This is a genomic window from Pseudomonas guineae (assembly GCF_900113745.1).
Classification (GTDB): Bacteria; Pseudomonadota; Gammaproteobacteria; order Pseudomonadales; family Pseudomonadaceae; genus Aquipseudomonas; species Aquipseudomonas guineae.
Window position 1 is genome coordinate 737,725 of the sequence record NZ_FOQL01000001.1, and the last position, 14,145, is coordinate 751,869.

General features: G+C 59.1%; 14 protein-coding genes. 8 read left to right on the plus strand and 6 right to left on the minus strand.

Going from position 1 to position 14,145, the window contains the following annotated elements:
• Window positions 1–6: 6 nt before the first annotated feature.
• Together BMZ32_RS03475 and BMZ32_RS03480 are read right to left on the minus strand one after the other, a co-directional pair.
• The gene (locus BMZ32_RS03475) at window positions 7–1,344 is read right to left on the minus strand and encodes an MFS transporter (RefSeq protein WP_090239632.1); all 1,338 of its coding nucleotides are present in this window, start codon (window positions 1,342–1,344) and stop codon (window positions 7–9) included.
• Between the two features lie 253 nt (window positions 1,345–1,597).
• Window positions 1,598–2,767 carry a 2-aminoethylphosphonate--pyruvate transaminase gene (locus tag BMZ32_RS03480; protein WP_090239635.1) on the minus strand — a complete coding sequence of 390 codons (1,170 nt, stop codon included), beginning with the start codon at window positions 2,765–2,767 and terminating at the stop codon, window positions 1,598–1,600.
• A 127-nt stretch (window positions 2,768–2,894) separates the two neighbouring features.
• Between BMZ32_RS03480 and BMZ32_RS03485 the strand changes: the two genes are divergently transcribed.
• Window positions 2,895–3,770: a LysR substrate-binding domain-containing protein gene (locus BMZ32_RS03485; protein ID WP_090239638.1), complete on the plus strand. Its 876-nt coding sequence runs from the start codon at window positions 2,895–2,897 to the stop codon at window positions 3,768–3,770.
• Window positions 3,771–4,363: 593 nt separating this feature from the next.
• On the plus strand, window positions 4,364–5,200 hold the full coding sequence (locus BMZ32_RS03490; protein WP_090239640.1) for an EamA family transporter: 837 nt from the start codon (window positions 4,364–4,366) through the stop codon (window positions 5,198–5,200).
• Here BMZ32_RS03490 and BMZ32_RS19730 read toward each other — a convergent pair.
• Window positions 5,114–5,551, minus strand: coding sequence for a transposase (locus BMZ32_RS19730; RefSeq protein ID WP_090239643.1), 438 nt, complete (start codon window positions 5,549–5,551; stop codon window positions 5,114–5,116). The genes BMZ32_RS03490 and BMZ32_RS19730 overlap by 87 nt on opposite strands.
• 29 nt (window positions 5,552–5,580) lie before the next feature.
• Between BMZ32_RS19730 and BMZ32_RS03500 the strand changes: the two genes are divergently transcribed.
• The 3 genes from BMZ32_RS03500 to BMZ32_RS03510 all read left to right on the plus strand — a co-directional run bounded on the left by BMZ32_RS03500 (window position 5,581) and on the right by BMZ32_RS03510 (window position 8,453).
• Entirely contained in the window at window positions 5,581–5,865 is a 285-nt protein-coding gene (locus tag BMZ32_RS03500; protein ID WP_208598679.1) for a hypothetical protein, read from the plus strand.
• A gap of 205 nt (window positions 5,866–6,070) precedes the next feature.
• Window positions 6,071–7,096 carry an AAA family ATPase gene (locus tag BMZ32_RS03505; RefSeq protein WP_090241530.1) on the plus strand — a complete coding sequence of 342 codons (1,026 nt, stop codon included), beginning with the start codon at window positions 6,071–6,073 and terminating at the stop codon, window positions 7,094–7,096.
• A 25-nt stretch (window positions 7,097–7,121) separates the two neighbouring features.
• The gene (locus BMZ32_RS03510; protein WP_090239646.1) at window positions 7,122–8,453 is read left to right on the plus strand and encodes a DUF58 domain-containing protein; all 1,332 of its coding nucleotides are present in this window, start codon (window positions 7,122–7,124) and stop codon (window positions 8,451–8,453) included.
• An 8-nt stretch (window positions 8,454–8,461) separates the two neighbouring features.
• Here the strand turns inward: BMZ32_RS03510 and BMZ32_RS03515 are convergent, their stop codons facing one another.
• The 3 genes from BMZ32_RS03515 to BMZ32_RS03525 all read right to left on the minus strand — a co-directional run bounded on the left by BMZ32_RS03515 (window position 8,462) and on the right by BMZ32_RS03525 (window position 10,486).
• Entirely contained in the window at window positions 8,462–9,199 is a 738-nt protein-coding gene (locus BMZ32_RS03515; RefSeq protein WP_090239648.1) for a nitroreductase family protein, read from the minus strand.
• Between the two features lie 97 nt (window positions 9,200–9,296).
• A complete protein-coding gene (locus BMZ32_RS03520) occupies window positions 9,297–9,779 on the minus strand; it encodes a glutathione peroxidase (RefSeq protein ID WP_090239651.1) in 483 nt (160 codons plus the stop codon).
• 221 nt (window positions 9,780–10,000) lie between these two features.
• Entirely contained in the window at window positions 10,001–10,486 is a 486-nt protein-coding gene (locus tag BMZ32_RS03525; RefSeq protein ID WP_090239653.1) for an FKBP-type peptidyl-prolyl cis-trans isomerase, read from the minus strand.
• Between BMZ32_RS03525 and BMZ32_RS03530 the strand changes: the two genes are divergently transcribed.
• Genes BMZ32_RS03530 through pta form a run of 3 tightly spaced genes read left to right on the plus strand, consistent with a single transcriptional unit; the run spans window position 10,455 to window position 14,116 of the window.
• Window positions 10,455–10,826, plus strand: a complete 372-nt coding sequence (locus tag BMZ32_RS03530; protein WP_090239655.1) for a DUF3565 domain-containing protein — start codon at window positions 10,455–10,457, stop codon at window positions 10,824–10,826. The genes BMZ32_RS03525 and BMZ32_RS03530 overlap by 32 nt on opposite strands.
• A complete protein-coding gene (locus tag BMZ32_RS03535) occupies window positions 10,827–12,014 on the plus strand; it encodes an acetate kinase (protein ID WP_090239658.1) in 1,188 nt (395 codons plus the stop codon).
• Between the two features lie 11 nt (window positions 12,015–12,025).
• Entirely contained in the window at window positions 12,026–14,116 is a 2,091-nt protein-coding gene (pta, locus tag BMZ32_RS03540) for a phosphate acetyltransferase (protein ID WP_090239661.1), read from the plus strand.
• Window positions 14,117–14,145 lie beyond the last annotated feature (29 nt).

Below are 14,145 nucleotides of genomic sequence, written 5' to 3' on the forward strand. Positions count from 1 at the left end.
GTGGGTTCAGGCCTTGACCGGTGCGTTGCTAATGTCACGGCTGGGGATAAAGGGTTCGCTGTTTGGCTTGGCACTTGGTCGGCTGTTCCAGAACGGCAGCATGATTACGATGGCAACCACAGCGGAGGCGGTGAAGCAAAGGAATACCGTCTCGGTGTCGAAGTAGCCGGGCAGCAGGCCGCCGAGCACTGCGCCGATCGAGCCGCAACCGTTGACGAAGCCCGCGGCGGTACCGGAGGTTTCCTTGCCGAAGTCGATAGCAGCGGCGCCGCTGATCATCGAGTCCGGTCCATACAGGGTTAGGCCCATCATGAACAGCAAGGCAACCACTACCAGCACGCTGCCTGTGTTCATGGCCGGGACGAAGAGCACCAGACTCACGGTCAATGCCAGCAGACTGATTACGCAGGCAGGGAAGCGGCGGGCGCCAAACACCTTGTCTGAAATCACGCCGATCAGGATCGGCCCGGCCAGGCCTGCGACCTCGAAGGCGGTCGGCACCACGGCGGCAGCGATTTTGCCGATCTCCGGCATACGCTCGTAAACCATCACCGGGCCCCACAGCAGAATGGCGTAACGCGCCGGCTTGAGCATGAAGTAGGCCAGGCCAAGCACCAGCACCGTGCGGTTCTTGAGGATGGTTTTCAGGCAGGAAAGGAAGCTGGGATGCGCCAGGACAGTGCCGTCGGCCGTTTCGGCCAAAGGTTCGATTGGGGGCAGACCAACGTCCTGTGGTGTGTTGCGCTGGAAGATGAAAAACAATACGGCGACTGAGGCGACTACTGCGGCGGTGGCGATAAACGCCGCGCGCCAATCACCATAGACCTCATAGGCCATCCAACCGGCGAAGGGCGAAGCCACGAGACCGCCGAAGGCATAGCAGGTGCACCACCAGCCAAGTACGCGACCGCGCTCCTCAGTGGAAAAGAAGCTGCCAATGTTTTTGCACAGCCCGGACCAACCCGTAGACTGGGCCAAGCCTTGAACCACCATCATGGTGGCGAAGATCGGCAGTGTGGCGAAGGTGCCCATGATCGCCGCGGCGGCGGCCGAAATCAGCAGGCCGCCGAGTACCACGACCCTTGGACCAAAGCGGTCGGCGAGAATGCCCCAGGTGAATTGACCGATGGCGTAGGCGCCCAAGTACAGGGCGTCTAGGTTGGCCATGACGGATTTTTCCATCATAAAATCCGGGTCATCGCCGATGCCCAGCTTGGCCACTGAGAAGGCCTTACGGGTGAAGTAGAACGCGGCGTAAGCCAACCAGGTGATGGCAAATATCTGTAGTCGCCAGCGCTTAAGGCTGCCGAGGTTAAAGGGTGAGGGGCTTGTCGAATGATTCATGCTGCGGTCCTCTGAATTTAATGTGCTTGCAGTTCGATGACGTGCAATTTGTTGTTGTTAAAAGCACTTCTTTCGCCGTTCTCGCGAACGGGTATATCCAGATGAATCGGGACCAACGAATCACAGTTTCTTTCCTACGCTGCTGCGTGGCTTAGTGACACCGCTCGACGAAGTGCGGTGTCACTAAGCTGGATCGAACGCTGCGAGTCGGCTCCGTATTACAGGTACTCAAGGTGTATGGCGAGCGCGTTTCTCAGGCAGCGGGTTGGCACGTATCTACGCCCATAACCGCGAGGGCATCAGCGATGGCGCGCAGTAACTGAGCGACAATGCGTTCGTCGATCTGGCCAATACAGCCGATGCGAAAGCTCTCGGCGGTGGTCAACTTGCCGGGGTAGATCAGGAACTGGCGGGCTTTGAGCTCGTCGTAAAAACGCTTGAACTCAAAGTTTGGGTGGGCCGGGCTGAAGAAGGTGGTGATGATCGGCGACAACCAGCGATCTTCCAGCAGGGTCTGGAAGCCGAGGTCGCGCATGCCACTGACCAGGACATTGCGATTGTTGGTGTAACGCATCTGCCGGCCGGTAACCCCACCTTCAGCCACGTGCTGTTCGAGCGCTTTGCGGAAGGCCACGACGCTATGGGTCGGTGGTGTGAAGCGCCACTGGCCGGTGCGCTCCATGTACTGCCACTGCTCTAGCAGGTCCAGGCTCAGCGAGTGGGCACGGCCCTTTGACTGCTCTAGCAACGTACGGCGGATGATGACGAAGCCGAAGCCGGGGATGCCCTCGATGCATTTGTTGGCCGAGGACACCATGACGTCGAAGGGGATCTCATCGACGGTCAGCGGAACCGCTCCGAAGGAACTCATGGCGTCGACGATCAGCCCCTTACCATGCGCCTTGACCACGTCGGCGATCTCGCGCAGCGGGTTGAGAATGCCCGAGCTGGTTTCGCAGTGAACCAAGAACACGTCGGTGACGTCGGGGTTGGCAGCAAGTAATTCGGCCACTTCTTCCGGCTGCGGCGGCAGGTAGTCGCCCTTGTCCAGGGCAATATAGTCGCGGCCCAAATAGTCGAGAATTTGCGTGGCGCGTTTACCGTAGGCGCCGTTCATCAACACCAGAGCTTTGCCATCACGCGCGATTGCGGTGGCCAGCGCAGCTTCCACGGCGAAGGTGCCGCTGCCTTGCAGCGGCACGCAGGCGTAGCTGTCGTCATGCACACCGGCCATCGCGAGCAAGCCCTGGCGGATTTCAGCAGTGATGCGGTTGAAATCGGCGTCCCAAGAGCCCCAGTCACTTAGCATGGCTTGCTTGGTGGCCAGCGAGGTGGTCAGTGGACCTGGGGTGAGCAGGTACGGTTCGCCTAGGGCAGGTGCGTTAAGGGCAGGGCGGGCGATGGGAAATTCAGCTTTGCTCATGATCGTCTCCAGCGGGTATTGAGGCGGCGGTACGCCGTGCTGGAACAGATAAAAACAAGTTATAGCTAATAAATAAAATCGATTTATAGTATTTCTAAAATAAGCCAAGGCTATTAATGGAGTATTCATGGCGGTATCACACGCGCAGCTAAGGGCCTTTCATGCGGTGGCCCAGCAAGGCAGCTTCACCCGCGCAGCGGAGCGCCTATTTCTCAGCCAGCCGGCGGTCTCCGACCAAGTGCGCAAGTTGGAAGAGCAGTTCGGTGTGCTGCTGTTCAACCGCACTAAGCGTTCGGTGCAACTGACTGACCTGGGCGAGCAGTTGCTGGGCATTACCCAGCGCCTGTATGCCGTAGCGGCCGAGGCGCAAGAACTGCTGTCCAGCTCACAGGCCTTACAAACTGGCAGCCTGACCTTGGCGGTCGACTCGCCGGTGCATGTGCTGCCATTTATCGCCCGGTTCAACGAACGTTACCCGGGCATTCGCTTCAGCGTGGTGACCGGCAATACCGACGAGGCGTTGGCCCGGCTGTTCGAGTTCAAGGCCGACTTCGCCGTACTAGGCCGACCGATCGAAGACCCAAGCCTGTTGACCCAAGTACTCAGTACGGCACCGTTGGTGGCTTTTGTCGGCCCAGGGCATCCCTGGTCCGAGCGCGAATCTATCGTTCTGGCCGACCTCGACGACACACCGCTGGTGTTACGCGAACGTGGCTCAATGACCCGGCAAAGCATCGAAGACGAGATGCTGCGCGTCGGCGCAAGATTGCGCCCAGCCATCGAGGTAGAGGGGCGCGAGGCAGTGTTCGAGATGGTCGCCGCTGGATTGGGGGTAGGCATCGTCTCTGCTGCAGAGTTCGGCAGCAGCCGCAGCATGCGTGTTTTGCCAATCGATGATTGCCAGCGTTATATGACCGAAACATTGGTATGCCTGCGCACTCAAGGCGCGCGACGAATCATTGAGACCTTTATGGACATGGTCCGATCGAGCCTCACTGATTAAGGCGCCATCTTTGCACTTCGCCTCACGGGACGGCGAAGTGCACATAACTGACCAGTCCGGCCATCTATAGGTGCTGGCTATACAGACCCATGACCTGAAAATGGCGGCATTCGGGTAAAGCAGCCCTCCTACGCCTTATAAATTCTCCTAATTTTTCGCGACTCAAGGCCTTTGCTGTCCGTCATGAGCGCAACCGAGTTGAGATCCAACCACAAACCTTCCGGCGCCAGGGCGATTTCAAGTCGTGCCGCCTGACGCTTGAGCATGACCGTGCGAAAGTCCAGCGAGATGCTGAGCTAGTACTCCCCTACTGCGGCCAGTGGTGCAAGGTATAGAGTCGGAGGGGATGTACTGGCCATATTGACCCGCCGCGAGCGATCCAACAGAACTCGTCACTCACTGCGCAAAATGCGCCATGAGCCTATAGGCATGTTGCTTAACATCGTGGGGGAATATTCGTCGCAGTGCGCTAATTCTTCAGCCCAAGGCACTGGCAACTAATAAGCAAAACCAATAACAGAAAAAACTTTAATCGATTAGATTGATGCCTTCATGCTGGGCATGCTGGGCTGGCCTTTTCAGCGAGTAATCCCATGTCAGATGCCAACCTGGCCACACTATTGGTTTTGATTTCGGCGTTTATGCATGCCAGCTGGAACGCGGTGGTCAAGTCCAGCAGTGACCGCTTATCTTCGATGGCAATGGTCGATGCCGTAGCGTTTGTGCTTGCCTTGGCATTGCTACCTTTCGTGGACCTGCCTTCATTAGAGGTGTGGGTCGTGATTGGCTTATCGATCGTGGTCAACCTTTTCTATCGCTACTTCCTAATCCGCGCTTACGCTTTCGGCGACTTCGGTCAGGTGTATCCACTTGTTCGCGGCTTACCGCCATTGCTGGTAGTGGTATTTGCAGCCGCGTGGCTGGGGGAGTCGCTGCCGGCCCTTGGCATACTCGGCGTAGTGGTGTTGTCGCTCGGGGTGCTCAGCTTGCTGCACGTAACCCAGAACTGGCAGGCACCGCGCAACGCACTGGCAGCGGGCGTGTGCGTAGCCTTGTACACAGTGATCGACGCACATGGCGTGCGCAACTCAGAAAGCGTGCTGCAGTACCTGGTGTACTTCACTCTGCTGCTGAGCATGCCAATACCCCTTTTCGCCGCATGGCGACGAGGCCCGGCACTGGGCCAACACGTTCGCCGACACTGGCGCATGTCGGTGTTTGGCGGGTTGACCTACTGCGCGGCGTACGCCCTGGTGTTATGGGCCATGACGCTGGAGAACGTGGCAAAAATCGCCGCTCTGCGCGAAAGCAGCGTCATTATCGGCGCGGTGATTGCCACGCTGCTATTTAAGGAACCCTTCGGTCACCGCCGCCTGATCGCCGCTGTAACCGTGACGCTGGGCATTATTCTGATCAAGTGCGCGGCTTAACCAAACACTACTGTGCCAGAAGCAAGGTTCATCGATCAAACACGCACCGCGATGCTCTTTGAGGCGATATATAACTTTATCAAGCAAGTTCGCTTGGTTGCAGCCGCACTTCAGCAATGTCTGCCAACCTAACTGAAAGCATCTAGTCGAGTGCAGAACAGCCATAAAAAAGAGTGTCGGTGTGTCGCCATGCTCACTGCGCAGTTGCTCTGCCCATCGACGTAACGCTGTCGGGCCTAAGCCCATCGATTTACAAGCTTTTGATGTGGAATAGCCTTGGTCCAAAACCAGGCCTACTGCTTCAAGCTTGAAATCTGTACTGAATATCTCCTGATCATGTAAACACCTCATTACTGGGCGAAGCTTAACGCCCTATCGGGATGTCCAGAATCATTGAGCCACAACATTACTACCCAAAAATTGCCGAAGCTGCCCGCGAGATTATGGGCCGTTCCAGTCGCGTAATGCGTGCGGTGAAGCAACAGGACTTGATAGCTGAGCGCAAGAAATCTAAAACCTACCGCCCAGATAGAAAAGAGTTGAGGGCCAAGGTCGCAAATCTCGCATCAATCAACGAAGTCATATTGGACGAGAACCGTGTGCTTAAGGCTAAGATAAGCGACCGTAAGGTGGTAACCCTGGCTGCAAGAAAACCAAATAGTTAGATTTATTCGGCACCGGGTGGCAGCCACTCACTCGTTCTGCTAAGCAGAAACGTTAAAACCGTTAGATTAGGTAAATTGTTGATTTATGGAAGATAAAACGTATCTAACAGTTAAGACTCCAGATCCATTTAGCGAACACACCCCCGAACAGCCAGACAGCGAAATGGAACCGACAGCCGTAGCCGCCGAGCCAGACGCCACTGAAATGCCGGCTGCCGCACCCGAGCCAATAGCGCCGAGCAAAGCGGCTGCCGCAGTGACGCCCCCCAACACCCAGCGCCAACGTGCCAGCCAGTTGGCGCAGGTACTGCGTGCCGAACTGCAGAAAGCCCTGATCGGCCAGACAGCAGTGATCGATGACGTCCTCAGCGCCTTAATCGCCGGCGGTCACGTGTTGGTCGAGGGCGTGCCCGGCTTGGGTAAAACCTTGTTGGTGCGTGCGCTCGCGCGCTGCTTTGGCGGCGAGTTCTCACGCATTCAGTTCACCCCAGACTTGATGCCCAGCGACGTCACCGGTCACGCCGTGTATGACCTGCAGAGCGAGCAGTTCAAGCTGCGCAAGGGTCCGGTGTTCACCAACCTGCTGCTGGCCGATGAGATCAACCGCGCGCCCGCTAAAACCCAGGCAGCACTGCTGGAGGTGATGCAGGAGCACCAGGTGACCTTGGAAGGGCGCGCCCTGAATGTGCCGCTGCCGTTTATGGTGCTGGCCACGCAGAACCCCATCGAGCAGGAAGGCACCTACCCGCTGCCAGAAGCCGAGCTCGACCGCTTTATGCTCAAGCTGCGCATGGACTACCCCGAGCAGAACGAAGAGCTGAACATGGTTCGCCAGGTGGCGCGCTCAAGCAAAGCCGACATGCTCGAAGTCACGCCGCTACGCACCCTGCTGCAAGCCCGCGACGTACTGGCGCTGCAGAAAATAGCCAGCGACTTACCGATTGATGAGCAGGTGCTCGACTACGCCGTGCGCATTGCCCGCGCCACCCGCAGCTGGCCAGGCCTGGCGATCGGCGCAGGGCCACGCGCCTCGATTGCCTTAGTACGTTGCGGACGTGCCCGTGCCCTGCTGCGCGGCGGTGATTTCGTTCTGCCGGATGACATTAAAGGCTGCGCCCTGGCCGTACTGCGTCACCGTGTACGCCTGTCGCCGGAGCTGGATATCGAAGGCCTGTCGGTCGATCAGGTGCTGCAACAGCTGCTCAGCCAGGTTCCGGCACCGCGCCTATGAAGCTCGCATTGAAAGGCGCTACGGCATGAAACCATCGCGCACGCTGCTCAGGTTACTGATCGGCTTGTTTATCCTCGGTACGTTACTGGGTATCTGCAGCGCCTTGGGTATTGCTGTGCCACGCAGTTTTAGCCCGATCTACTGGGGCCTGCTGCTGGTGCTGCTCGGCCTTGTTTTGATCGACGCCCTGCGCGTGCGCCAGGTGGCTTCGCCACGCATCGAGCGCCAGCTGCCCGGCAATCTGCCTTTGGGCCGCTGGAGCGAGGTGCGCCTGACGCTGCACCATAACTACAGTCATTCATTGCAGGTGGAGGTATTTGACCACCTGCCCGGCGATATGGCCTTCGAGCACCTGCCGCTCAAGGTTGATCTACACCCTGGAGAGCAAACCCAAGTCAGCTACCGCGTGCGGCCGTTGTCACGTGGGCACTTGCACTTCCCCCAGTGCGAAGTCAGCTTGCCCAGCCCTATGGGCCTGTGGCGTTCTCGGCGCTATTTACCGCTGGCCGGGGAAACCCGTGTTTACCCGGACTTCGCTCGGTTGTATGGCGCGCAGTTGATGGCCGTAGATGACTGGATCAGCCAGCTCGGCGTGCGTCAGCAACAACGCCGCGGCCTCGGCCAGGAGTTTCATCAGCTGCGCGAATTTCGCGACGGTGACACCCTGCGGCAGATTGACTGGAAGGCCACCGCACGTAAACGCACGCCGATTGCTCGCGAATATCAGGATGAGCGCGACCAGCAGATTATCTTCCTGCTCGATTGCGGTCGGCGCATGCGCAGCCAAGACGGCGAGCTCTCGCACTTTGATCACGCCCTCAACGCCTGCCTGCTGCTCAGTTACGTGGCGCTGCGCCAGGGCGATGCCGTTGGGCTCTCAACCTTTGCCAGCGACCCGCAACGCTTTATTGCACCGGTCAAAGGGCAAGCGCAGCTCAATGTACTGCTCAATGCCCTGTACGACCTCCACAGCACCCAGCAGCCGGCCGATTTCAGTGCAGCGGTGGAGAATTTTCTTAGCCGTCAGCGCCGTCGCGCCCTGGTGGTGCTGGTGACCAACTTGCGCGATGAGGATGATCAGGCCCTGCTCGGTGCTGTCAAACGCCTGGGCCGCCAGCATCGCGTATTGGTCGCCAGCTTGCGTGAAGAAGTGCTGGATACCCTGCGGCAAGCTCCCGTGCAAGATGTATCCAGCGCACTGGATTACTGCGGCACTCTGGATTACCTGAATGCCCGCGCCAGCCTGCACGAACGCCTGCTTGCCAACAAAGTACCGGTGCTGGATGCACGCCCCAGTGAGTTAGGGCCGCAACTCGTGAGCAGCTATCTGGCTTGGAAGAAAGCCGGCGTACTCTAAGAACTTACCTAGAGCCAGGTAACGTGCTGCTCCAAGGGAAAGCGCAGACGCGGGTTGTACACGCCCTTCGCATCCTGCCTGCCCACCGCCAACAACATAATCGGCAAGGCCTCGCGCGGAATATCCAGGGTTTTGCGCAAACGCACTTCATCGAAGCCTTCCATCGGGCACGTGGCGTAGCCATGGCTCTGGAAGGCCAGCATTAGGTTCTGCGCCGCCAAGGCCGTGGATTTCACCGCCCAGATACGCATCTGTGCACGACTATTGGGCGCCCGCATCAGCGGCTTGCGCCAGGCGGCAACACGCAACAGCTGTCGTTTGAACAGCCCCAGCAGGCCGAACGGCCCTTGGTTGTATTGAAAGGGTGCGGTTTTGTTATAGAAGTTGCGAATCCGCGCGGGCACTTCGGGCTCAGGCCAGTAGTCGATGATGTTCTGGCAGGCCTGTTTCCAGGTATCCGGCCGCGCCAGCACGGCGATGATCAAGGGTGCCTTGGCAGCGTTCTGGCTCATACAAATCGGGTGTAAGCGCGCCAGCAGCGCGGGATCGCGAATCACCTGAAAACTCCAGGGTTGCAGGTTACAGGAATTGGGCGCCAGAACCGCCAGCTCCAGGCAGTCGCGCACCACATCATCAGGTACTGCTTCGGCGGTAAATCGGCGTACCGAGCGGCGATTCTCGATCAGCTCACGCAGCGCGGCGGGAGTGGCGGGGGGAGTGACAGGGTCGACAGGGAAAAGACTCATCAGGGCATCCTTAGCAGATCGCCCCAATTAAGCCGTGATGCGTGGCTATGGACAAGCCATGTGCTGGCTAAGTCCGCAGCCTGGCGCAAATGGCCTGTTAGGCCAATGCCTTTTCGATAGCCTGAATGATGCTCGGATCATCGGGGTTGGTGCGCGGCGAAAAACGCGCCAGCACGCGACCGTCATGGCCGACCAAAAATTTCTCGAAATTCCAGGTGATATCACCGGGAAATTCGGCCCCCTCGCCCGCCAGCAAGCGATACAACGGATGGCGCTCTGCGCCGTTCACCTCCAGTTTGCTGGCCATAGGAAAGCTGACGCCGTAGTTGAGGCTGCAGAACTCACGGATGGCGCTCTCACTGTCCGGTTCCTGCTCGGCAAACTGGTTGCAGGGCAGGCCCAGCACACTGAACCCTTGGTCTTTGTAGTGCTGATAGAGCGTTTCTAACCCCGCGTATTGCGGCGTCAGGCCGCACTTGGAGGCCACATTAACCACCAACACCACCTGCCCCTTAAAGGGTGCCAGCGGCAACTCTTGACCATCCAGTGCGCGCAGGTTGAGGTCGTGAAAGGCACTCATGGTTAACTCCTTGAGAACACACAGGTTAGGCGTGATGGAGAAAAAACGGCTAAGCGCCATTTTTAACGTCGCCCAGCGACGCCCCGCAGTTTGGCCCAATAGATGGCAGGCCATAAAAAAGGCACCTGTCGAAGGTGCCTTTGTTCTATTTCAGCTTAGCAGTCGAGGCGGCAGTTGTTACGACCATAAGTCGAATACCAGCGCCGACATAGGGCTGAAACTTAGTGCTGGTGACCGCCTTCGCCATGGACATGGCCATGGGCAACTTCTTCTTCACTGGCATCACGTATTTCAACAATCTTGACCTTGAAGTGCAGACGCTGACCAGCCAAAGGATGGTTGCCGTCAACGATTACATCATCGCCGTCGAGGTCACGGATGGTGACAATCTGCATGCCGCCGTCCGGACCGGAAGCGTGGAACTGCATACCGACTTCCAACTCATCGACACCTTCGAACATCGAACGGTTGAGGGTCGCGACCAGCTCAGCGCTGTATTCGCCGTAGGCGTCTTCAGGCTCGACTGCAACGTCCAGCTCGTCGCCAACCTGCTTACCCAGCAGGGCTTTTTCCAGGCCGCCGATGATGTTGCCAGCACCGTGCAGATAAACCAGCGGCGCGCCGCCTGCGGAACTATCGATCACCTCACCGGCATCGTTAGTCAGGGTATAGTCGATGGAGACGGCCTTGTTGGCGGCGATCAGCATGGGGCAGGACCTTTTGCTTGAAAATAAAGAGCGGGCAAGTTTACCGAAGGGCGCGCATGAAAGCGAACCGGACACAGACGGACGGCCGTGCATGACATTAGCGCGCGTGCTTGATTTTCGTCAGGATGAGCACGGCGATTGGCTGGCAGTATTGTCCTGCGGCCATACCCAGCACTTGCGCCATCAACCGCCTTGGCAAAACCGCGCCTGGGTGCTGGATGCCACACAGCGCAACGCACAGCGGGGTAAACCCTTTCGCTGCGGCTGGTGTGAGACCGAACATGACGCCAACGAGGCGAGCACAGAACGCTCGCAGGATGATTTAAACAAGGAGCGGTAAATGCCCGCACGCAACATTCTGGTGATTAACTGCGGCAGTTCGTCGATCAAGTTTGCATTAGTTCACGAAGACCACGAGCCATTCGCCCTGAGCGGTATAGCCGAGCGGCTTGGCAGCACCGATGCACAGGTGCACTGGCAACAGGATGGCAACAAGCAGAGCCTGCTGCTGCCGCACGCCGACCATCGCGCCGCCCTCGCCCAAGTGTTACCGCTGATTCAGGCAGCCGCTGGCGACCAGCTGCAGGGGATTGGCCATCGCGTAGTGCATGGTGGCGAGCACTTCACTGCCGCCTGCTTACTGGATAACGCGAGCATCGCCGCGATTCGTGCCACCGCCACTTTAGCTCCGCTGCATAACCCGGCCAACCTACTCGGTATAGACGCCGCCATTAAGCTGTTCCCGAGCCTGCCGCAAGTGGCCGTATTCGATACCGCATTCCACCAAACCCTACCCGAACACGCCTATCGCTATGCCCTGCCCGAGCCGCTGTACCGCGAACACGGCGTGCGCCGGTATGGCTTTCACGGCACCAGCTACCGTTTTGTCAGCCAGCGCGCTGCCGAGATGACCGGGCTGGCGTTTACGGCCAGCAGCTGGCTGGTCGCACACCTGGGCAACGGTTGTTCAACCTGTGCCATTGTCGACGGCCAAAGCCGCGACACCAGCATGGGCCTGACGCCACTGGAAGGTGTGGTAATGGGCACGCGCAGCGGCGATGTCGACCCTAACCTGCACAGCCATCTGGCACGGACTCTGGGCTGGAGCCTGGAGCAGATCGAAACCCTGCTAAACAAGGAAAGCGGTCTACTGGGTCTGTCTGGCCTGTCCAATGACATGCGCACATTGGAGCAAGCTCGCGAACAAGGCCATACCGGCGCGACGCTGGCCATTGAGGTGTTTTGCTACCGCCTGGCCAAATCCCTGGCCGCCATGAGCTGCGCACTGCCACAGCTCGACGGGCTGATTTTTACCGGCGGCATCGGCGAGAACTCCGCGCTCATTCGCCGCAAGACCGTCGCCCACCTCAAGCTACTCAACCTGAGCCTCGACGATCAGGCCAACGCCAGCACCGTGCGCGGCGCGGCCGGTCCGATCCAGGCCCATGGTCACCCGCGCGTGCTGGTGGTGCCGACCAACGAAGAACGACAGATCGCCCTCGATACCCTGGCGTTACTCGACGCCTGAACGGAGCCCTTATGCACACCTTTTTTATTGCCCCCACCGGTTTCGGTGTCGGCCTGACCTCGATCAGTCTGGGCCTGGTCGGTGCCCTAGAGCGCGCTGGACTCAAGGTCGGCTTCTTCAAGCCCATCGCCCAGCCGCATCAGGGTGACATGGGCCCGGAACGCTCCAGTGAGCTGATCGCCCGCACCCACGGCCTGCACTCACCCAAACCACTGGCCCTGGCGCATGTCGAACGCATGCTCGGCGATGGCCAGCTGGATGAACTGCTTGAGGAAATCATCAGCCTCTATCAAGAGGCGTCTGCCGGCAAAGACGTGATCATCGTCGAAGGCATGGTGCCGACGCGCCAGGCCAGCTATGCCGCGCGGGTTAACTTTCATCTGGCCAAGAGTATGGATGCCGAGGTGATTCTGGTTTCCGCCCCAGAGCAGGAAAACCTTACTGAACTGATTGATCGGGTGGAAATCCAGGCCCAGCTATTTGGCGGCCCAAAAGACAGCAAAGTATTAGGCGTGATCCTTAACAAGGTACGCAGCGAAGATGGCATTGAGGCCTTCGCCAGTCGCCTGAAAGAACTCTCGTCACTGTTCAAGAGCGATGACTTCCGCCTGCTTGGCTGCATCCCCTGGCAGGACGAGTTGAACGCCCCACGCACTCGCGACATTGCCGACCTGCTCGGCGCGCGCGTCCTCAATGCCGGCGATTACGAACAACGGCGCATGCTTAAAATTGTGCTTTGCGCCCGTGCGGTGGCCAATACCGTGCAGCTGCTCAAGCCCGGCACACTGGTGGTAACACCCGGCGACCGTGACGACATCATCCTCGCCGCCAGCCTGGCAGCCATGAACGGCATGCCCCTGGCCGGCTTGCTGTTGTGCAGCGACTTTGCTCCTGACCCGCGCATCATGGAGCTGTGCCGCGGCGCGTTGCAGAGCGGTTTACCGGTGATGACGGTGAGCACCGGCTCCTACGACACCGCAACCAACCTCAACCGATTAAACAAAGAAATCCCAGTCGACGATAAGGAGCGCGCCGAAACGGTCGCTGACTTCGTCGCGGGCCATATCGATCACGAGTGGTTATTTACCCGCTGTGGCACCCCGCGCGAGCTGCACATGTCGCCACCGGCGTTTCGTTACCAGCTGGTGCAACGGGCCAAGGCGGCAAACAAGCGTATTGTCCTGCCGGAAGGCAGCGAGCCTCGTACCGTGCAGGCTGCCGCTATTTGCCAGGCGCGCGGTATCGCCCGCTGCGTGCTGCTGGCCAAGCCGGAGGACGTTCACGCGGTCGCCCACGCCCACGGTATCGTCCTGCCGGAAGGGCTGGAAATTCTCGACCCTGACCTGATCCGTGAACGCTATGTCGAACCCATGGTTGAGCTGCGTAAGGGTAAAGGGCTAAACGCGCCAATGGCCGCCGCGCAACTGGAAGACACCGTGGTGCTGGGCACCATGATGCTCGCTTTGGATGAGGTCGATGGCCTGGTTTCCGGAGCGATCAACACCACCGCCAACACCATTCGCCCGGCCCTGCAGCTGATCAAAACTGCCCCCGGTTACCAGCTGGTGTCATCGGTGTTCTTTATGCTGTTGCCCGATCAGGTGTTGGTCTACGGCGACTGCGCCGTAAACCCCGACCCGACAGCCGCTGAGCTAGCAGAAATCGCCGTGCAAAGTGCAGCCTCAGCCAGCGCGTTCGGCATCACCCCGCGCGTGGCGATGCTCAGTTACTCCACCGGCGACTCTGGCACGGGCGAGGAAGTTGAGAAAGTCCGCGAGGCCACTCGCCTGGCGCGAGCCATCGACCCCCAACTGCTGCTCGACGGCCCACTGCAATACGACGCTGCCGCCATCGAAAGTGTCGGCCGGCAAAAGGCGCCTAACAGCCCGGTAGCCGGTCGTGCCACGGTATTTATCTTCCCCGACCTGAATACCGGCAACACCACCTACAAGGCGGTGCAGCGCAGCGCCGACTGCGTCAGTGTCGGCCCCATGTTGCAGGGTCTGCGCAAACCGGTGAACGACCTGTCCCGCGGTGCACTGGTTGACGACATCGTCTACACCATTGCCCTGACCGTGATTCAGGCCGCCAACTTGCCCTAATAAAGCGTGGCCAGGGCCGACAAAACACC